At 70.9% G+C, this 17,873-nt stretch carries 21 protein-coding genes; 10 read left to right on the top strand and 11 right to left on the bottom strand.

Annotated elements, in window-relative coordinates:
- Position 1 precedes the first annotated feature (1 nt).
- Positions 2-589 carry a TetR/AcrR family transcriptional regulator gene (locus J2Y69_RS05485; RefSeq protein ID WP_310018391.1) on the bottom strand — a complete coding sequence of 196 codons (588 nt, stop codon included), beginning with the start codon at positions 587-589 and terminating at the stop codon, positions 2-4.
- Between the two features lie 175 nt (positions 590-764).
- Between J2Y69_RS05485 and J2Y69_RS05480 the strand changes: the two genes are divergently transcribed.
- Together J2Y69_RS05480 and codB are read left to right on the top strand one after the other, a co-directional pair.
- Positions 765-1,247 (top strand): nucleoside deaminase, encoded by a 483-nt coding sequence (locus J2Y69_RS05480; RefSeq protein WP_310018389.1) that lies wholly within the window; start codon positions 765-767, stop codon positions 1,245-1,247.
- On the top strand, positions 1,244-2,545 hold the full coding sequence (gene codB / locus J2Y69_RS05475; RefSeq protein WP_310018387.1) for a cytosine permease: 1,302 nt from the start codon (positions 1,244-1,246) through the stop codon (positions 2,543-2,545). Before J2Y69_RS05480 ends, codB begins: the two co-directional genes overlap by 4 nt.
- A gap of 397 nt (positions 2,546-2,942) precedes the next feature.
- Here the strand turns inward: codB and J2Y69_RS05470 are convergent, their stop codons facing one another.
- Both J2Y69_RS05470 and J2Y69_RS05465 read right to left on the bottom strand, forming a co-directional pair.
- Positions 2,943-3,302, bottom strand: coding sequence for a fluoride efflux transporter FluC (locus J2Y69_RS05470; RefSeq protein WP_310018386.1), 360 nt, complete (start codon positions 3,300-3,302; stop codon positions 2,943-2,945).
- Positions 3,299-3,676: a fluoride efflux transporter FluC gene (locus J2Y69_RS05465; RefSeq protein WP_310018384.1), complete on the bottom strand. Its 378-nt coding sequence runs from the start codon at positions 3,674-3,676 to the stop codon at positions 3,299-3,301. Before J2Y69_RS05465 ends, J2Y69_RS05470 begins: the two co-directional genes overlap by 4 nt.
- Before the next feature lie 254 nt (positions 3,677-3,930).
- Here J2Y69_RS05465 and J2Y69_RS05460 point away from each other — a divergent pair, with 254 nt between their 5' ends.
- The 4 genes from J2Y69_RS05460 to J2Y69_RS05445 all read left to right on the top strand — a co-directional run bounded on the left by J2Y69_RS05460 (position 3,931) and on the right by J2Y69_RS05445 (position 6,781).
- Entirely contained in the window at positions 3,931-4,908 is a 978-nt protein-coding gene (locus J2Y69_RS05460; protein WP_310018381.1) for a hypothetical protein, read from the top strand.
- A 180-nt stretch (positions 4,909-5,088) separates the two neighbouring features.
- On the top strand, positions 5,089-5,940 hold the full coding sequence (locus J2Y69_RS05455) for a DUF4097 family beta strand repeat-containing protein (protein ID WP_310018380.1): 852 nt from the start codon (positions 5,089-5,091) through the stop codon (positions 5,938-5,940).
- Complete coding sequence (locus J2Y69_RS05450) at positions 5,937-6,572, top strand: PadR family transcriptional regulator (RefSeq protein ID WP_310018378.1); 636 nt, start codon at positions 5,937-5,939, stop codon at positions 6,570-6,572. The genes J2Y69_RS05455 and J2Y69_RS05450 overlap by 4 nt, the downstream gene beginning before the upstream one ends.
- Positions 6,569-6,781: a hypothetical protein gene (locus tag J2Y69_RS05445; protein WP_310018376.1), complete on the top strand. Its 213-nt coding sequence runs from the start codon at positions 6,569-6,571 to the stop codon at positions 6,779-6,781. Before J2Y69_RS05450 ends, J2Y69_RS05445 begins: the two co-directional genes overlap by 4 nt.
- Positions 6,782-6,806: 25 nt before the next feature.
- On the opposite strand, the gene J2Y69_RS05440 is transcribed toward J2Y69_RS05445, so the two are convergent.
- Positions 6,807-7,355, bottom strand: coding sequence for a universal stress protein (locus J2Y69_RS05440; protein ID WP_396653044.1), 549 nt, complete (start codon positions 7,353-7,355; stop codon positions 6,807-6,809).
- A gap of 142 nt (positions 7,356-7,497) precedes the next feature.
- On the opposite strand from J2Y69_RS05440, the gene J2Y69_RS05435 reads away from it, so the two are divergent.
- A complete protein-coding gene (locus J2Y69_RS05435) occupies positions 7,498-7,683 on the top strand; it encodes a DUF3073 domain-containing protein (protein ID WP_310018372.1) in 186 nt (61 codons plus the stop codon).
- Between the two features lie 354 nt (positions 7,684-8,037).
- Here the strand turns inward: J2Y69_RS05435 and J2Y69_RS05430 are convergent, their stop codons facing one another.
- From J2Y69_RS05430 to purM, 3 genes are read right to left on the bottom strand one after another with little or no spacing between them, the layout of a single operon-like run.
- Positions 8,038-9,345: an MFS transporter gene (locus tag J2Y69_RS05430; RefSeq protein ID WP_310018370.1), complete on the bottom strand. Its 1,308-nt coding sequence runs from the start codon at positions 9,343-9,345 to the stop codon at positions 8,038-8,040.
- Positions 9,342-10,808, bottom strand: coding sequence for an amidophosphoribosyltransferase (gene purF, locus J2Y69_RS05425; protein ID WP_310018368.1), 1,467 nt, complete (start codon positions 10,806-10,808; stop codon positions 9,342-9,344). The genes J2Y69_RS05430 and purF overlap by 4 nt, the downstream gene beginning before the upstream one ends.
- A gap of 6 nt (positions 10,809-10,814) precedes the next feature.
- Complete coding sequence (gene purM / locus J2Y69_RS05420; RefSeq protein ID WP_310018366.1) at positions 10,815-11,924, bottom strand: phosphoribosylformylglycinamidine cyclo-ligase; 1,110 nt, start codon at positions 11,922-11,924, stop codon at positions 10,815-10,817.
- 132 nt (positions 11,925-12,056) lie between these two features.
- Here purM and J2Y69_RS05415 point away from each other — a divergent pair, with 132 nt between their 5' ends.
- Positions 12,057-12,656 (top strand): zinc-binding alcohol dehydrogenase, encoded by a 600-nt coding sequence (locus J2Y69_RS05415; protein WP_310018363.1) that lies wholly within the window; start codon positions 12,057-12,059, stop codon positions 12,654-12,656.
- Positions 12,657-12,677: 21 nt separating this feature from the next.
- Here the strand turns inward: J2Y69_RS05415 and J2Y69_RS05410 are convergent, their stop codons facing one another.
- Together J2Y69_RS05410 and J2Y69_RS05405 are read right to left on the bottom strand one after the other, a co-directional pair.
- Entirely contained in the window at positions 12,678-12,995 is a 318-nt protein-coding gene (locus tag J2Y69_RS05410; protein WP_310018361.1) for a potassium transporter Trk, read from the bottom strand.
- 98 nt (positions 12,996-13,093) lie between these two features.
- On the bottom strand, positions 13,094-13,462 hold the full coding sequence (locus J2Y69_RS05405; protein ID WP_310018359.1) for a sterol carrier family protein: 369 nt from the start codon (positions 13,460-13,462) through the stop codon (positions 13,094-13,096).
- A 115-nt stretch (positions 13,463-13,577) separates the two neighbouring features.
- On the opposite strand from J2Y69_RS05405, the gene J2Y69_RS05400 reads away from it, so the two are divergent.
- Both J2Y69_RS05400 and purD read left to right on the top strand, forming a co-directional pair.
- Positions 13,578-14,252 carry an NUDIX hydrolase gene (locus J2Y69_RS05400; RefSeq protein ID WP_310018356.1) on the top strand — a complete coding sequence of 225 codons (675 nt, stop codon included), beginning with the start codon at positions 13,578-13,580 and terminating at the stop codon, positions 14,250-14,252.
- Between the two features lie 23 nt (positions 14,253-14,275).
- Entirely contained in the window at positions 14,276-15,553 is a 1,278-nt protein-coding gene (purD, locus tag J2Y69_RS05395; protein WP_310018353.1) for a phosphoribosylamine--glycine ligase, read from the top strand.
- 18 nt (positions 15,554-15,571) lie between these two features.
- On the opposite strand, the gene J2Y69_RS05390 is transcribed toward purD, so the two are convergent.
- Together J2Y69_RS05390 and J2Y69_RS05385 are read right to left on the bottom strand one after the other, a co-directional pair.
- Positions 15,572-16,300 (bottom strand): amino acid ABC transporter ATP-binding protein, encoded by a 729-nt coding sequence (locus J2Y69_RS05390; RefSeq protein WP_310018350.1) that lies wholly within the window; start codon positions 16,298-16,300, stop codon positions 15,572-15,574.
- Positions 16,297-17,817 carry an amino acid ABC transporter substrate-binding protein/permease gene (locus J2Y69_RS05385; RefSeq protein ID WP_310018348.1) on the bottom strand — a complete coding sequence of 507 codons (1,521 nt, stop codon included), beginning with the start codon at positions 17,815-17,817 and terminating at the stop codon, positions 16,297-16,299. The genes J2Y69_RS05390 and J2Y69_RS05385 overlap by 4 nt, the downstream gene beginning before the upstream one ends.
- Positions 17,818-17,873 lie beyond the last annotated feature (56 nt).

Genomic DNA, 17,873 nt, shown 5'->3' with positions numbered 1-17,873 from the left:
GTCAGGACGTGGCGGGACGGTCGGAGAAGGACGGGGAGGGCTCGCCGAGGATCGCGGCGAACCCGCTCTCGATCAGCGAGCGGTCGACGGGGACGCGGCCGGCGAGCGAATGCCAGAGGACGCCGTCGGTGAAGATCGCGGCGAGCGCTGCACGCTCCCGCCCGCAGGTCGGCTCGAGGAAGGACGCCATGCGCTCCCACCAGTGGCGGGCGAGCTCCTGCAGGCGCGGATCGTTGACGGCCGCGGTGACCACGGCGCGGTCGGCCTTCACCGCCTGCGCGTCGGTGAGCCCCTGCGAGATCAGCGCGGCGAGCGTTGCAGCGCTGACGCCCCGTGCGGTGAGGACCTCGTGGAGCCCGTCGATCCTGGCGTCGATGTCGGCCGCGAGGTGCTGCAGGCCGGCCGCGCGCAGGTCGTCGAGCGTGGCGAAGTACTGCGTGGTCGAGCCGAGCGGAACGGCGGCGCGGGCGGCGACCATCCGGTGCGTGACCGCATCGACGCCGACCTCGCTGATGAGCTCGGCGGCGGCGGTGACCATGGCACGACGGCGCGCCTCCGGGTCGCGTCGCCCCCGCGTCTGCTCCCCCATGGCCCTCCCTCTCGACCCATACGCGTACCCGTCCGAATCGTGCGCATACGCCCCGGACCGTACGTGTACGCCGTACGTGTACGTTTGTACATCTGCGTGGATGTGAGCAGCCTGAGAGTGGGCTGAGCGCATCGGTGCTCGGAGCCGGGGCCCGTCGCCGAATACGATGGGGGCCATGCAGCTCAGCAACGACGATCGCCGCTTCCTCGACCTCGCGATCGAGCAGGCGCGGATCGGATGGGACGAGGGCGGGATTCCCATCGGCGCCGCCCTCGTGCACCGCGGCGAGGTGCTCGCCGTCGGGCGAAACCAGCGCGTGCAGATGGGCAGCGTCATCCGTCACGGCGAGACCGACTGCCTGGAGAACGCGGGGCGGCTGCCGGCGAGCGTCTATCGGGAGAGCGTGCTCTACACGACCCTCTCCCCCTGCTACATGTGCGCGGGCACGGCGACCCTCTACGAGATCCCCCGTATCGTGATCGGCGAGAACCGCAGCTTCCAGGAGTCCGAGGCGTGGCTGCGCTCGAACGGCAAGGAGCTCGTGATCGCCGACGACGCGACGTGCATCGCGCTCATGGACCGGATGATGACCGAGCGGCCGGAGCTCTGGGCCGAGGACATCGGCGTCGAGGCGAGCGACCTCGAGCACCGCGCGTGAGCGCACCGGAGCCGAGGGCCGATCAGACGGCCAGGCCCATCGACCCCGACTACCCGGTCACGCCCGTCCCCGCGCATGCGCGCAAGGGCTTCTTCTCCCTCATGGTGGTGCTGCTCGGCTTCACCGTGTTCACCCCGACGATGCTCGCCGGCGCGACGCTGGGGAAGTCCTTCGGCCTGTCCGACCTGCTGCTGATCATCCTCCTCGGCTCCCTCGTGCTCGGCGCCTACGTGGCGGTGATGGGCTGGATCGGCGCCCGCACCGGGCTCACCACGGTCGTGATGGCGCGGTACACCCTGGGCTTCCGCGGATCCAAGCTCGCGTCGATCCTGCTCGGCGGAACGCAGATCGGCTGGTACGGCGTCGTCATCGGCACGATCGGCGACCTCACCGCCCAGGCCCTCGGCTGGGAGTCCGCCCCCGCACGCGCGGGCATCATGATCGCCGTCAGCGCCCTCATGTGCGCGACGGCCTGCTACGGCTACCGCGGCATGTACTGGGTCTCGCTGGTCTCCACGCCGCTGATCCTCGTCCTCGCGTTCTGGGTGATGTTCCGCTCGCTCGACGAGGTGGGCGGCTGGGCGGGGCTCGCCGCCATCCACCCGACGGCGTCGATGTCGCTCGCCGCCGCCGTGACCACGGTCGTCGGCACCTTCGTCTCCGCGGGCACCCAGGCGCCGAACTGGACGCGGTTCGGACGCAGCGGCAGGCAGGCCGTCATCGCCTGCCTCGTGGGGTTCCTCATCGGCAACGGCCTGATGATCTTCTTCGGCGCGATCGGCGCGATCACCTTCGGCGAGGGCGACTTCGTCCTCGTGCTCTACCAGCTCGGCCTGGTCGGCTGGGGGCTCTTCCTCCTCTTCGGCAACCTCTGGAAGTCGAACGCCGACACCGCCTACGCCTTCGGCGTCGCGGGGGCCGAGCTGTTCGAGAAGCCGAGCAAGATCCCCTTCGTCATCGGCGGATCGGTGATCGGCACCGTGCTGGCCCTCCTCGGCGTGCATGAGCACCTGCCGCAGTACCTCGGCCTGCTCGGCACCTTCATCCCCCCGCTCGGCGGCGTGATCGTGGGCGACTACCTCGCCCGCTGGCGGAGGACGCAGATGCCCGAGGGCGAGGCGCTGCCCGCGGTGAACCTCGTGAACCTGGGCGTCTACGCCGTCGCCTGCGCGCTCGCCTGGATCTCGGGAGAGCTCGGGATCGGCATCCCGCCGGTCATCGGCATCCTCGCCGCCCTCGTGCTCTCCTTCCTCCTCGCGCGCTTCTCGCCCCGCCGGGGCCCCGCGCTCCGCCCCTGACCCGGCCCGCTCCGGCCTGTTCCGGCCCGGCCCGGCCCTGTCTCGGCCTCGTCTGCCCTCGCCCGGTCCTGCGCCGCCCTCGCCCTCCGGCCTCGCCGGCCCGTCCTACCCGCCTCGCCCGGTCCGGACCCGGCCCGGACCCGTCCGACCTCCGATCCCATCCGACCCGGCCTCGTCCGACCCGACCCCGTCCAAAACCTCCGACCCGTCCGACCTCGGACCTCACCCGGTCCGGACCCGTCCGACCCGAGCTCATTCCGACCCGGACTTTTCGCTCCCGTCGCGAAATGTGCCGCAGAAATCGGCCCGGAGCGGCAGAAATCGCGACGGGAACGGACGGCGCGAGCGCGACCGGGCCGACGAACGCGAGCCGACGAGGGCGACCGGGGCGCGAGCGTCAGGAGGCTGCGCCGAGGGCGAGCCCGGCGACGGCGGCGATGACGGCGGCGAGGAGCATTCCGATCGCGTTGAGGGCCGATGCCCGACGGGCGCCGTCGCGCCAGAGCGCCACGACGTCGAGCATCGCGGTGCTGAAGGTCGTGTAGCCGCCCAGGAACCCGGCGCCGACGATGAACGCGGCGTCCGGCAGCGCGCCGGTGACCCAGCCCAGGGCGAAGGATCCGGTCACGTTGATGACAAGAACGCCCCACGGGAAGCGGGAGCCGACGAGACGCGCGACGCCGAGGTCCACGAGATAGCGCACCGCCGCACCGAGTCCGCCCGCGAGCGCGGCGAGGAGGAAGACGAGCGGGCTCATGCCGACTCTCCTCGCGGACGCCCGAGACGCAGCCCCAGGGAGGCGGCGGCGATCCCGAGCACCAGGCTGCCGATCGCATAGGCCGCGGCGAGCGCGGGGGCCGCGTGCCAGAGCGTCACGGATCCGACCGTGAACGCGCTGTAGGTGGTGAACCCGCCGAGCACGCCGGTGCCGAGGAGGAGGCGCCAGGCCGACGAGCCCGGCAGGCGCGCGGCGAGGAGGCCGAGGAGGAGGGATCCGGCGATGTTCGCGGTCAAGGTCGCCAGCGGGACACCCGCGATATCAGGGATCAGCGCGCCGAGCGCGAGACGGGCGGCCGTGCCGATCGTGCCGCCCGCGGCCACGAGGGCGATGCGCGCGACCGGGGAACTCACGTCCGCCACTCTAGACCCGCGCGTTCCGGGCGCCCACCCTCTCCTCTCTGGCGTTCCGGTCGCGAAAAGTGCCGTCGAGACCGCCATCGGACGGCCGAATTCGCGACGGGAGCGGAACGCACGCGCGACGGGAGCGGAACGCGCGACGGAGGTGTGCGCCCACGTCACCGATGGCAACATTTGCGAACGGGAGCATGCGAATTGCGACATTCCCCCTAAGGTGGTTGTGCAGACGACCCACGGAGGGGCCCCCAATGAACACCCAGACCACATCCGTCGCGCCCGGCATCCGCCGCCGCACCATCCTCAAGGCCGCGGCCTGGACGGCACCGGCCGTCGCCGTCGCCGTCGCCGTCCCCGCGGCATCCGCCAGCACCGGCAACGACGTCTCCTTCATCGAGGTGGGAGGCGACCTCGAATGGGCGCACAGCCCCGACAACACGCAGTGGCTTGAGACGAGCGCCCCGCACACGATCAAGCTCCGGGCGACCGGCGCGCAGCCCACCCCCGCGGGCACCACGCTCACCATCTCCTTCGACAACCGGTATCTCGGCGACCCGGCCCTCAGCATCGCCGGACTCGCCGTCCCAGCCGCGGCTCCGGTCGTCTCCGGCAACACCACATCCGTCGTCTTCACGATTCCCGCGGAGATCCCGGTCGACGGATCCGACCTCGTGATCGATGCCACCTGGGGCACCCGCGACGTGGTCTGGGTGGAGGACGTGGTGGTTCCCACCCTCGTCCTCACCCCCGCCGCCACCGATCCCGACACCGCGAACAATCGGTCTTCGCCGGTCGCCCGGTACATCACGACCTACGACGCCGCGGTCAGCGCCACCTTCGTCGACTACCCGCTCCCCGGAGGGTCGACCTGGCAGGTGATCGAGACGGCCACGGTCCAGGCCCTCGCCCCCGGCGACATCGCCCCGAGCGGCGTCATCACCCTCACCGTGCCCGATTCCGCCATCGCCGACATCCGCGTCGCCTCGGCGACGATCGACGGCGTCGCGCGCCCCGGCGCGGTGACGCTCCAGAGCCGTTCCGGCTCGCAGGTCTACTTCGATGTGAACGAGGGGATCGCCGCGGGCTCCACGCTCGTCGTCACGTTCGAGCACGACCTCTCCCCGACCCCGGTGACCGACTTCCCCGGTTCCTCCTACGCCCGTTTCCAGGGCGACTGGGTCGGCGACCGGGACACCAGCAACGACCAGTCCGCGACGACGAATCCCTGATCCGTCCTCGTCATCCTCCCCGGCGGGTGGCTCGCTCTTCAGCGGGCCGCCCGCCTTTTTTGATCGCGTCCTCGACACTTCCGCGACCCGCTCCTTGACAAAGACGCGATATATCGTGTTACGCTCTCAACACGCGATATATCGTGATCGCGTCGAAGGCTTCACACACAAGGAGAGACAATGACCGAGAAGTGGCTCATCGCCCCCGGCGAGGAACGCGTCATCGATATCGAGAGCGCCTCCCGCCTCAAGGTCGGCCTCGTCGGCGGACAGGTCGACATCATCGCGCACGACGAACCGGGCATCCGCATCGAGGTGCACGGCGTCACCGTCAAGGACCTGCGCATCGAGTCCGACGGCACGCAGATCGAGATCGACCACCCCCAGCTGGGCTGGGACAACTTCCTCGAGGTGTTCCGCAACTTCGGTTCCGGCGGCCCGAAGGCCGAGGTCAGCGTCGCGGTGCCCCGCGACATCGCCCTCACCCTCGGCGTCGTCAGCGCCGGCGCGCTGATCTCCGGGCTCACGACCGAGGCGCGGCTCAGCACCGTGTCCGGCGACATCATCGTCGACACCCACGCCGGAGACCTCGCCCTCAACTCCGTCTCCGGCGATGTGCAGGTGCGCGGCGTGGCGGGTGCGGTGCTCGCGAACAGCGTCTCCGGCGACGTCGCCCTCACCGGCGAGCTCCGCAAGGCGACGATCGACACGGTCTCGGGATCGATGGTCGTCGACGCCACCGGCGCCGTGAACACGATCGCGCTGAACACGGTCTCCGGCAACAGCACGGTGCGCCTGGACGTCGGCCTCCCGGCCAACTACGTGATGCGCACCCTCAGCGGTCGCCTGCGCATCGACGGCCTCGACCGCGGCGCCTCCGGCCCGAGCAACTTCACCGGCCGGTCCGGCGAGCTCGCCGGCAGCTTCGTCGACATCCGGTCCAACTCCGTCTCCGGCGACATCACCGTCCTGCGCCGCGGCGCGGCGGAGGACCCGGTGGCCTTCACCTCCGATGGCGAGGACCTGCTGTGAGCCCCGCGGTCTTCTCCCACGGCGATCTGCGCCTCTACCTCCTGGCGCTCCTCGCGGAGTCCCCGCAGCACGGCTACGGCATCATCCAGGCCCTCACCGATCGCACCGGCGGGACCTACACCCCGAGCGCGGGCACGATCTATCCTCGCCTCGCCAAGCTCGAGGAGGAGGGGCTGGTGACCAAGACGGCCGACGGACGCACCACGATCTACGCGATCACGGACGCCGGACGCGTCGAGCTCGCCTCCCGCGAGAACGACCTGGCCGGAATCGAGGCCGGCCTCGCCGACTCGGTCCGCCTGATCGCGAACGAGGTGCGCCAGAGCGTGCAGGAGGCCATGAAGAGCCTGCGGGCGGACCTTGCGAGCGCGGCCCAGTCCGAGCGCATCGCGGCCAAGAGCCGCCCCCGCCCCCCTCGGGACGACGCGAGGGTCTCCAGCCGCGAGCAGCTGCAGCGGGCGGACGCGAGCATCAACGCCTTCCGCGCCCGGGTCCGGACCGACCTGCGCACGCACGTCGCGAAGGGCGGGGAGCTGCCGTCGACGGTGGTCAACGACCTCGACGACGCCCTGGACTCCGCCGCCCATGCGCTCATCACCGCCCTCGACGCCCTCCCGCGGAGCGGACGATGACCAGCGCGCCCGCGTCCGCCTGCGCGGATCCGCAGCACGATTCCGTTCCCGGCGCCCCGGCTCAGGCCGCCGCCGGGAGCGGGGTCGGCGTCGGGGATGGAAGTGGGGTCAGGGACGGGAGCAGTGTCGGGGTGGGGATGGCTGAGCCGTCGCCCCTCTCCTCCGCCACCGATCCGCGCCGGACGAGCACCCTGATCCGCTACCACTGACCGGGCACTGCTCCGGCCGCTCGCGCTACTCGGTCCAGATGTCCTGATCGTCCGGGACCGGCTCCTCCAGCGGCACGACGAGGACCGGGCGGGACTGACGGTGCGAGAGCCTCGCGGCGACGGACCCGGTGAAGAACTCGCGGATCGACTCGCCGAGCCCCCGCTTGCGGGTGCCCACGACCACGAGCTGGGCGTCGAGCTTGCCGGCGAGCTGCTTGACGGCGAGCGCCGGATCGCCCACCAGCTGGCGCGCGGTCCAGGTGAGGCCGGTTCCCGCCAGCGCCTCCGCCGCCGTGCGCCGCACCCCTTCGAACTCCGCCGCACCCGAGTCGATGTTCAGATCGAGCGGCGCGGAGTGCACGTAGCCGTCCGGATCCTCATAGGTCACGAACCGTGTCACATCGACGTGGACCACGACGAGCGGAGCGTTCAGCAGCTGCGCGTACTGCACCGCGACGGACAGCACCCTGGCGGGCTGGTCGGGGAGCACGGCGACGATCACGGCCTTCTGCAACTGCGCGTTCTGGACCTCGTCATCGACCGGAGAGGGGGCGTTGTCGTCCACGTCTTTCATTCCCTTCGCTGCCGGAGCGCGAGCCGGGGCAGATGGCCCGCGTGCTATCCTGAATGCTACTCTTACCGGCCGCGAGCCGGTGCCGTGAATAAACACCGGGCGGTGATCTGCCCGGTTTGCTTACAGTAAGGGGGTCTCGCGCATGGGCCGTGGCCGTCAGAAGGCGAAGCACACGAAGATCGCCCGTGAGCTCAAGGCATACAGTCCCGAAGTGAACTACTCGGCACTGGAGCGCGAGCTCGGACACGCGAACGACGAGGACGCCTACGTCGACAAGTGGGCTGATCAGTACGCCGACGAAGACGAGGACAAGCTCGAGAGAGCCTGACCCCGTCTCAGACTCCGGCCCTGTCCGACGAGCCCCGTGCTCCGTCGGACAGGGCCTTCGTCGTCCGCGCCGCAGGCGCTGTGCCTCGACCGTCCCGCCCCGTCCTGCGCCGCCCTCCCCTGCACCGCCCTGAGCCATCGGTTCGCGCTGCTGAATCCTGCACGCACCCGCGCCTGCGCTGTCGATTCCTGTTCGCGCTACCGAAAAATGCGCAGCGCGAGCAGGGAACGACAGCGCGACAGAAATAGACAGCGCGAGAGGAGAAGGGCAGCGCAGGACAGGAAAGGGCAGCGCGAGAGGAGAAGCGCAGGAAAGGGCAGCGCGAGGCGGGAGGACGGGAGGGGCGACGCGGGGTCACCAGCGGCCGTGCCGCTGCTCCCACTCGTCCTCGACCGTGCGACGGCGCCCGGCGAGGAGCCCCGCGGGGATCGAGGCGACGATCACCGCGGCGACCACGATCAAGGGCACCTGCCATCCGCCCGTCGTCTCGTGCAGCACGCCGATGAGGATCGGGAAGACCGCGGCGAGCGTGTATCCGACGCTCTGCACGAAGCCGCTGAGCGCCACCGCGCTCTCCGGCGTGCGCGCACGGATGCTGATCAGCACGAGGCTCAGCGGGAACAGCGCGCCGACCAGGCCGTACAGACAGACCCACAGCCAGACGATCGCGGGGTCTGGGACGAGCAGGAGCCCGAGGAGTCCCACCAGTCCGCCGAGCGCCCCGATGAAGTACAGCGGGCGCGTGGCCTGGAACCGGACGACGAGGATGGGCACCAGCAGCGAGGACGGCAGCCCGACGAACGCGAACAGGGAGAGCAGGAGACCGGCGGACGAGGGGCTGACGCCCACGTGGTCCACGAGGATCGACGGCAGCCACGCGAAGGTCACGTAGGCCATCGTCGATGATGTCCCGAATACGACCGCGAGCGCCCAGGACAGCGGGATCCTGATCACCCGGGAGAAGCTCCGCGAGTCGGCCGGGGCGACCACGATCGGCCCGGTGGACACGCTCGCCGCCTCCTCGAAGTCCGCGGCAGGCGGACGGACGAGCGCGGGCGGCTCCACGACCACGGGGACCGACTTCCCGGTCCGCTCCTGCACCAGCAGGATCAGCCAGGGGACGACGCCGGCCGCCGCGAACACTCCCCAGAGCGCGAGCGAGAACCGCCACCCCGCCGCGTCCGCCACGGGGACCGCCAGCAGCGGAGGCAGGAAGGTCGAGCACGCCATCGCCGTCGTGTACAGCGTCATCATGGTGCCGAGGCGGTCGGGGAAGTACTTCTTGACCAGCGGCGGGAGCAGGATGTTGCCGGTCCCGACGCCGGCGAAGATCAGCGCGGTGGTGAGGAGCAGGGTGACCGAGTCGATCGACAGGCCGCGGAGCACCAGCCCGACGGCGACCGCGGCGAGGGCGACGACGGCCAGCCGCTCCAGCCCGAAGCGCCTCTCGAGGAACGGCGTGAGCAGCCCGAACACCGCGAAGCACACGGGCGGCGCCGTGCCGATGAGACCGATCACCGCCGGCGAGAGCACGAAGTCGACGGAGATGTGATCGATCACCGGGGACAGCGACGCGACCGCCGAGCGCAGGGAGAACGCGCAGAGCAGGATCCCGAGCACGGCGAGCGCCCGCCCCTGCCACAGCGGCCGCGTCGTCGTCACGAGGTCTGTGACCCTTCGAGCCAGGAGAGGTACTCCTCGGTGACGGTGCCCGTCACGTACCGCCCGTCGAAGCAGCTCATGTCGAGGTCGGTGAGGTCGGAGCCCTCGATGATCGCGGCCTTGAGGTCCTCGACCTCCTGGTACACGATCCGGTCGCAGCCGAGCTCCTCGGCGATCTCGGGGATCGTCCGCCCGTAGGCGACGAGCTCATGGCGGGACGGCATGTTGATCCCGTAGACGTGCGGGTGCCGGATCGGCGGCGCCGCCGAGGCGAAGATCACGGAGGCGGCGCCGGCGTCCCGCGCCATCTGGATGATCTGCTGGCTGGTCGTGCCGCGGACGATCGAGTCGTCGATGAGGAGGACGTTCTTGCCCGCGAACTCCGCCGACATGGCGTTCAGCTTCTGCCGCACGCTCTTCTTGCGCACCGCCTGCCCCGGCATGATGAAGGTCCGCCCGACGTAGCGGTTCTTGTAGAAGCCCTCGCGGTACTCGATGCCGAGCTTGCGCGCGACCTCCATCGCCGCAGGACGCGAGGAGTCGGGAATCGGCATGACGACGTCGATCTGGTCCAGCGGCACGTGCGCGGCGATCGTGTCGGCGAGGCGGTCGCCCATCCGCAGCCGGGACTCGTACACCGAGACGCCGTTCATCACCGAGTCGGGACGGGCCAGGTACACGTACTCGAACGCGCAGGGGATGAGCTTCGGATCGGCCGCGCACTGCCGCGTGAACAGCTCGCCGTCGTTCGTGATGAACACCGCCTCGCCCGGCTCCACCTCGCGCACCACCTCGTAGTCCGCGTTCTCCAGCACGAGCGACTCGCTCGCCACGACCCACTCGTCTCGGCCGTCGCCGCCCTGCGCCGTGCGGCGTCCGAGGATCAGCGGGCGGATGCCGAACGGGTCGCGGAAGGCGAGGAGGCCGTGCCCGGAGATGATCGCGATGACCGCGTAGGCGCCCTCGATCCGCTCGTGCGTGCGGGCGACGGCCTCGAAGATCCGCTCCGGATCGAGGTCGATCGCCGACGTCGTCGTCTGCAGCTCATGGGCGAGCACGTTCAGGAGCAGCTCGGTGTCGCTGGAGGAGTTCAGGTGCCTGCGGTCGCGCTCCGCCATCTCGGCGGTGAGCTCACGCGTGTTGGTGAGGTTGCCGTTGTGGATGAGGATGATGCCGTACGGCGCGTTCACGTAGAACGGCTGGGCCTCCTCCTCGCTCGACGCGGTGCCCTTCGTGGCGTAGCGCACATGCCCGAGGCCGACGTTGCCGAGGAGGGCGCGCATGTCGCGGGTTCGGAAGGCCTCCCGCACCATGCCGCTGGCCTTCGCCATGTGCATGACCCCGCCGGGCTCTGCCGTCGCGATTCCCGTCGCATCCTGGCCGCGGTGCTGCAGCAGGAGGAGGGCGTCGTAGATGTCCTGGTTGATCGGGCCGTTCCCGACCATTCCGACGATGCCGCACATAGGGGGTTAGTTCTTCTCGCCTTCTCGATATGCGCCCACGAGACGCACGGCTCCCCCGTCGACGCCCTTCGCCCCCTGCTCGAAGTCGCCGTCGGGCCGAGCATCCGTGCGCACGGTCGCGACCTGCCAGGTGTCGATGCCGGACGCGGTGAGCGTCGAGGCGATGTCGGAGGCGGAGCCCGCGTCGACGACGGCGAGGAATCCGATCCCGAGGTTCCAGGTGCCCTCGCTCGATTCGAGCGAGGTTCCCGCGATGTCGCTCAGCACCCGGAACACCGGGGCGGGCGACCAGGTCGCGCGGTCGACCTCGGCCCAGCTGCCCTGCGGCAGGACACGGGCGAGGTTGGCGGCGATGCCGCCGCCGGTGACGTGGCTGAGGGCGTGGAGCGCGGGGCCGAACGTGTCGGCGATCCCGAGCAGCGGTGCGGTGTACAGGCGCGTGGGCGTCAGCAGCGCCTCGCCCCAGGTCCCGCCGAGGTCGGCCGCCCGGTCGCCGTAGCCGATCCCCGCGTTCGCGATGATGTGCCGCACGAGAGAGTAGCCGTTCGAGTGCAGGCCGCTGGACGCGAGGGCGAGGACGACGTCGCCGTCCCTGACCCGCTCGGCGCCGAGCATCCGATCGGCCTCGACGACGCCGGTCGCCGCCCCCGCGACGTCGTAGTCGTTGAGCCCCAGCAGACCCGGGTGCTCGGCCGTCTCCCCGCCGACGAGGGAGGTGCCGGTGAGCGTGCACGCCTCGGCGATCCCGCGAACGATGTCGGCGATCCGCTCCGGGAAGACCTTGCCGCACGCGATGTAGTCGGTCATGAAGAGGGGCTTTGCCCCGACCACGACGATGTCGTCGACGACCATGCCGACCAGGTCGTGCCCGATCGTGTCGTGCTTGTCGATGGCCTGCGCGATCGCGACCTTGGTGCCGACGCCGTCGGTGCTGGTGGCCAGCAGCGGGCGCGTGTAGCCGAGGAGCGCCGAGGCGTCGAAGAGACCGGCGAACCCGCCGACCCCTCCGGTGACCTCGGGGCCGTGCGTCGCGCGCACGGCGGATTTCATGAGTTCGACGGCGCGATCGCCGGCGGCCGTATCGACGCCGGCCGCGGCATAGGTGTGGGACGACACGCCTCCACCCTACCGTCGCCTCCGGCGCGTCGCCTCCGCGGTACGGTCCCTGCGGCTGTCCACCCGGGACGGTCGGGCCACGGCTGTGGATGGTCGCGTGTGTGCGGAGCGCGGCATCCGTACGATGGGGCCATGAGCGACAAGCCGCAGTGGCTCGTGCGCGAGGACGCCGGGGTGCCGGTGCTCGTCGCGCTCGCCCTGCGGCAGGCGCTGGGCATCCGCGAGCCCATCGATCTCCCCGCCCTGCGCGACCGCGAGCTGCGCGGGCCGGACGCCCCCGAGGCGAGCGAGGCCCTGGAACGGCAATGGCTGGCGTACTGGGAGATGACCGTCGAGCCGGTCGCGCATCCGGCCGGCGGCCCCCTTGAGCTGGTCGACGGGTTCGACACGCTCGTCGCCCTTCCCGTCGACGGCGCGGAGGAGCTGCGCGCAGCGATCCTCCCGCATGCGGGATCGGCCGTCGCCTACGCCAAGGAGGTGCAGGCCGGCTACGCCCGATCGATCACCGGAGGCAGCGACGCCTACCGCGCATACGCCGGGGCGATCGCCGAGTTCGAGCGGGAGGTCGGTCGTCGTGCGCACTCGTTCGAGCTCAACGTGCACGTGCTGCCGCTGGCCCAGCGCGGCATCTGGTGGATCGGGGCGCTGAGCGTCGCCGTCACCGACGGCCTGCGCCGCGACGTGGTCGCCTTCGACACCGCGATCCGACCCGTGATCGCCGAGCTCGCCTGAGCTTCGAGATCCGGCTCGGGGCTACTCCGTGACGGTCTCGTGCTCGACGCGGACGGTCCGCTCGGTGCGGCGGGTGGCCCGGTCCAGGATCAGCGCGACGAGCCCGCCGAGGGCGACGCCCGCCGGCACCGTCCACAGCAGCAGGAACCCGAACACCTGGCCGACCGGGTAGACGACGCCCAGCGCCTCGGACGGCTCATTGCTGCCGACCGCGGCGAGGACGACGGCGGCGATCACGCCGAGCACGACGCCGGCGCCGAGGAACACGCCCCAGCGCGGCGCACGCCGCACCCGGGCCTCGACGGACTCGTCGCGGACGGTGCGGGGCTCGCTGCTCATGCCCCCATTCTCCCACGCCCTCTTCACACGGTCGGCCCGATCCACTTCTGTCGGCCCGATCCGGGAGTTTCGTCCGACATCGGTGCGATCATCCGACATCAGGGGCGCAGCGGGAGCAGGTCGTCGAGGTCGGCGCGGGTGCCGGAGGCGTGGATGCGCCCGGTGCCCATCGCCTCGGCCCAGGACAGGGATCCGGTGGCGATGGCGATCCAGGTGGCCGGATCCGTCTCCACGACGTTCGGCGGCGTCCCACGGGTGTGCCTCGGCCCCTGCACCACCTGCACGGCGCCGAACGGGGGGACCCGCACCTCGACGCTGTTCCCCGGCGCCTTCTCGTCGAGGAGCTGCAGCAGGTAGCGGACCGCCGTGGCGTAGGGCGCACGCGCCGGCTTCACGCCGTCGGCGAGGGCGGCCGTGACCTCGGCCAGGGCCTCGCGCCCCGCCACCGTGTCGATCCTCGTCGCCATGCCCCCAAGCCTAGGCGCGGGACGCGCGCGGATCTCCTCCCGAGATACGGGAACGCCGGATACCGAGAACGGAGGATACGGAGAACGGATCCCGGACCGCGCCTACGCTGGGGACATGTCCGACGCCACCTCCCCCGCCACCGGAGCCCGCGCCGACCTGCTCTCCGCCGCGACGTCGCCGGCATGGGCCTCGCTCCTGCCCGCGTCTCCCCCCGACGCCGCCCCTCGTCCAGCGGCCGTCCTCATGCTCTTCGGCGTGCTCGACGATGTGCTGGCACCGCCCGACGCCGCCGTCGCGCGCGACCTGGACGTGCTCCTGCAGAAGCGCGCCACGACCCTCTCCACCCATCCGGGCCAGGTGTCGTTCCCCGGCGGCAAGGCCGAGCCGGAGGATGCGGACGTCGCCGCGACCGCGCTGCGCGAGGCGGAGGAGGAGACGGGCCTTGACCCGTCCGGCGTGGAGGTGCTGGCCGTGCTTCCCGAGCTCCCCCTCATCGCGAGCAACCATCGGGTCTCGCCCGTGCTCGGCTGGTGGCGGCACCCCTCCACCGTGGCGGCGGTGGACCACGCGGAGACCGTGGAGGTCTTCCGGATGCCGGTCGCGCGTCTCCTCGATCCCGCCCACCGGTACACGTCGGTGCGCCGGTACGGCGACCGGGTCTTCCGCGCCCCGGCGTTCGAGGTCGACGGGACAGTGGTCTGGGGCTTCACGGCGATGGTGCTCGACGGCCTGTTCGACGCGGCCGGGTGGACGGTGCCCTGGGACCGGGACATCGAGCGGCCGGTCTGAGGCACGATCGATAGGCTGGCCGGGTGAAGATCCTCGTCCTCGGTTCCGGTGCCCGCGAGCACGCGATCATCCTCGCCCTGCGATCGGAGGAGGAGGCGCACGTCCTCCTCGCCGCCCCGGGGAACGCCGGTATCGCGCAGGACGCGACGATCGTGGAGGTCGACCCGTTCGACGGCCCCGCCATCGCGGCGTTCGCGAACGAGCACGCGGTGGACCTGGTCGTCATCGGCCCCGAGGCACCCCTGGTCGCCGGCGTGGCCGATGCCGTGCGGGAGCGGGGCATCCCGGTGTTCGGACCGGGGAAGGCCGCCGCGCAGCTCGAGGGCTCGAAGACGTTCGCCAAGCGGATCATGGACGCCGCCGGCGTGCCGACCGGCCGCGCCGTCCGGGCGTCCTCCCGTGCCGAGGCCGAGGCGGCGTTCGACGAGCTGGGCGCGCCGTACGTCGTGAAGGCCGACGGGCTGGCCGCGGGCAAGGGCGTGATCGTCACCGATGACCGCACAGCGGCCCTGGCCCACGCCGAGCAGTACCTGCCCTCGGGCTCCGTGCTCGTGGAGGAGTTCCTCACCGGCCCCGAGGTCTCGCTCTTCTTCCTCAGCGACGGCGACACCGTGCGTCCGCTCAGCCCCGCGCAGGACTTTAAGCGCGCGTTCGACGGCGACGCCGGTCCGAACACGGGCGGCATGGGCGCCTACTCGCCGCTCCCGTGGCTGGCCGAGCAGTTCGGCAGCGCGGAGGCGTTCGTCGACGAGGTCACCCGCACGGTCGCCATGCCCGTGGTGCAGCGGCTCGATGCGGAGGGCACGCCGTTCATCGGCCTGCTCTACGCCGGGCTGATCCTCACGCCCGCCGGCATCCGCGTGATCGAGTTCAACGCCCGCTTCGGCGACCCGGAGACCCAGGTCGTTCTCCCCCGGCTGGTCACGCCGCTGTCCGCGCTGCTGCTCGCCGCCTCGGTCGGGACCTTGGAGGACCAGCCGCAGCCGGTGTTCTCCGACGAGGTCGCCGTCACCGTCGTCCTCGCCAGCGAGGGCTACCCCGAGGCACCGCAGACCGGACGGCTCATCGAGGGCCTCGCCGAGGCGGCGTCCGTCGAGGGCGTCCGGATCGTCCACGCCGCGACGGCGGGACCGGATGCGCCGGGCGGATCGCTCATCGCGACCGGCGGCCGCGTGCTGAACGTCGTGGCGACCGGATCCGACTTCGCCGACGCCCGTGCCCGCGCGTACGAGGCCATCGGCCGCATCTCGCTCGACGGATCGCACTACCGCCGCGACATCGCCGCCCGCGTCGCCGAATAGCCCGCGCAGCGCGCGGGCTCAGAGCACCTTCGAGAGGAAGTCCTTCAGCCGCTCGTTCTTCGGGGCGCCGAACAGCTCGGCCGGCGGCGCCTGCTCGACGACCACGCCGCCGTCCATGAACACGGTGCGACCGGAGACCTCGCGGGCGAAGCCCATCTCGTGGGTGACCAGCACCATGGTCATGCCCCCGGAGGCGAGGTCGCGGATCACCTGCAGCACCTCGCCGACCATCTCCGGGTCCAGGGCGCTCGTCGCCTCGTCGAAGAGCATGATCTCGGGATCCATGGCCAGCGCCCGTGCGATCGCGACGCGCTGCTTCTGACCGCCGGAGAGCGACGCCGGCTTCGCGTCCGCCTTCTCCTCGAGGCCGACCCGTGCGAGCAGCGACCGCGCGCGCTCCCGCGCCTGCGCCTTCGACAGGCGTCCGAGCTCGACCGGTGCGAGCGTGATGTTCTCCAGCACGGTCATGTGCGGGAACAGGTTGAAGTGCTGGAACACCATGCCGATGCGCTGGCGCACCTCGTCGAGCTTCACGCTCTTGTCGGTGAGGTCGACGCCGTCGATGACGATGCGACCGGAGGTGGGCTCCTCGAGCTTGTTGAGGCAGCGCAGCAGCGTGGACTTGCCGGAGCCGGAGGGCCCGATGACCGCGATGACCTCGCCGTCCTCGACCGCGAGGTCGATGCCCTTGAGCACCTGGTTGTCCCCGAACGACTTGTGCAGGTCCTGCACCTCGATCTTGCTCATGCGTTGAACTTCCTCTCCAGGCGATTGGCGAGCAGTGTCAGCAGGGTGATCACGACGAAGTAGATGACGGCGACGATCGTCAGCACCTGGGCGGACAGGTAGGTCGAGGCGATGATCTGCCGCGACTGGAAGGTCAGCTCGGCGAGGCCGATCACGCTGATCAGCGACGTGTCCTTGAGGGTGATGATCCCCTGGTTCACGAACGACGGGATCATGATCCGGAAGGCCTGCGGCAGCACCACCCGCCGCATCGTCTTCCAGTGGCCGAGCCCGAGCGAGCGCGACGCCTCGGCCTGCCCGGGATCGACCGCCTGGATGCCGCCGCGGATGATCTCGGTCATGTACGCGCCCGTGTTCAACGAGAGCGTGATGGCCCCCGCGACGAACGGGTCGAACGTGAGGCCGGGGAACAGCTGCGGGACCGCGAAGAACACGAAGAACGCCTGCACCAGGATCGGGGTGCCGCGGAACACGAAGACGTAGGCCGTGGCGAGCCAGCGGAACAGGAAGAAGCCGGAGATCCGGCCGAAGCCGAAGACGAGCCCGAGGATGAACGCGGCGACGATCGCGACGATGGTCGCGAGGATCGTGAGCCACAGGCCGTTCATCAGCGCCGGCCAGTACTTCACCGCGACCGAGATGATGTCGGTCGGCTGCGCGGTCTCCTCGCCGCCGGAGAGGTACCGGTCGACGATCTTGTCGTACTCGCCCGACTCCTTGAGGTTCGCGAGCCCGGCGTTGAACTTCTCGATCAGCTCGGGCTTCTGTCCCTTGTTGACCGCGAAGCCGTACTCGCCGCCGAGCTCGGGGGCGCCGACGAGGCGGAAGCCGGAGCCCTGCTGGATCCCGTACGCGAGCACGGGGAAGTCCTCGAAGTAGCCGACCGCCTGGCCCGCCTTGACCGCGTCGACCATGTCGGTCGTGTCCTGGTAGGGCGTGATGCGGAAGCCGTACTTGTCCTTGTTCTCCTCGGCGAACGTCTGCCCCTGGGTGCCGGTCTTGACCGCGACCGCCTTGCCATCGAGATCGTCGAGGGAGTGGATGTCACCGCTGGCGAGCACGCCGAGCTGGATGCCGCTGGTGAAGTAGGGGGCGCTGAAGTCGAACGTCTTCTGCCGCTCGGCGGTGATCGACATGCCCGCCATGACGGCGTCGACCTGGTTCGACTGGAGCGCCTGGACGGCGGCGTCGAAACCGAGCTGGCGGATCTCGACCTGGAAGCCCTGATCCTTCGCGATGGCATGGAGGAGGTCCATGTCGATGCCGACCAGCTGTCCGTCGGCGTTCGTGAACTCGAAGGGCGCGAAGGTCGTGTCCGTGCCGATCACATAGGTCGTATCGGCCGCGGTCGTGCCTGCGCTGGCGGCCGTATCGGCGGCGGCTGTGTCGGCGGCGGTCGCGGTGGCCGCGCCGCTGAGAAGGACGGCGCCCGCGACGAGCACGGTCAGCACGGCGGTGCCGGCGGCACGACCGAGCGTGCGCAGCCGCGCGATCGCGGGAGTGGGGTTTCGGATCACGACGGATGCTCCTCGGGATCGGCAGGTGTGACCGGTCGGTCGAGCATCCACCCTAG

It is taken from the genome of Microbacterium resistens (assembly GCF_031456305.1).
Classification (GTDB): domain Bacteria; phylum Actinomycetota; class Actinomycetes; order Actinomycetales; family Microbacteriaceae; genus Microbacterium; species Microbacterium resistens_A.
The sequence above is the reverse complement of the archived record's forward strand: the minus strand, read 5'-3'. Positions and strand labels throughout refer to the sequence as shown.

Bases quoted from the DNA above. Each gene is read 5' to 3' on its own strand.
- J2Y69_RS05485 (WP_310018391.1), bottom strand. From the start codon at position 589: ATGGGGGAGCAGACGCGGGGGCGACGCGACCCGGAGGCGCGCCGTCGT.
- J2Y69_RS05405 (WP_310018359.1), bottom strand. From the start codon at position 13,462: ATGGCGACGAGGATCGACACGGTGGCGGGGCGCGAGGCCCTGGCCGAG.
- J2Y69_RS05460 (WP_310018381.1), top strand. From the start codon at position 3,931: ATGAACACCCAGACCACATCCGTCGCGCCCGGCATCCGCCGCCGCACC.
- J2Y69_RS05440 (WP_396653044.1), bottom strand. From the start codon at position 7,355: ATGAAAGACGTGGACGACAACGCCCCCTCTCCGGTCGATGACGAGGTC.
- J2Y69_RS05400 (WP_310018356.1), top strand. From the start codon at position 13,578: ATGTCCGACGCCACCTCCCCCGCCACCGGAGCCCGCGCCGACCTGCTC.
- purF (WP_310018368.1), bottom strand. From the start codon at position 10,808: ATGTGCGGCATCGTCGGAATGGTCGGGAACGGCCCGATCAACCAGGAC.
- J2Y69_RS05455 (WP_310018380.1), top strand. From the start codon at position 5,089: ATGACCGAGAAGTGGCTCATCGCCCCCGGCGAGGAACGCGTCATCGAT.
- J2Y69_RS05390 (WP_310018350.1), bottom strand. From the start codon at position 16,300: ATGAGCAAGATCGAGGTGCAGGACCTGCACAAGTCGTTCGGGGACAAC.
- J2Y69_RS05480 (WP_310018389.1), top strand. From the start codon at position 765: ATGCAGCTCAGCAACGACGATCGCCGCTTCCTCGACCTCGCGATCGAG.
- J2Y69_RS05435 (WP_310018372.1), top strand. From the start codon at position 7,498: ATGGGCCGTGGCCGTCAGAAGGCGAAGCACACGAAGATCGCCCGTGAG.
- J2Y69_RS05410 (WP_310018361.1), bottom strand. From the start codon at position 12,995: ATGAGCAGCGAGCCCCGCACCGTCCGCGACGAGTCCGTCGAGGCCCGG.
- J2Y69_RS05415 (WP_310018363.1), top strand. From the start codon at position 12,057: ATGAGCGACAAGCCGCAGTGGCTCGTGCGCGAGGACGCCGGGGTGCCG.
- J2Y69_RS05470 (WP_310018386.1), bottom strand. From the start codon at position 3,302: ATGAGCCCGCTCGTCTTCCTCCTCGCCGCGCTCGCGGGCGGACTCGGT.
- J2Y69_RS05445 (WP_310018376.1), top strand. From the start codon at position 6,569: ATGACCAGCGCGCCCGCGTCCGCCTGCGCGGATCCGCAGCACGATTCC.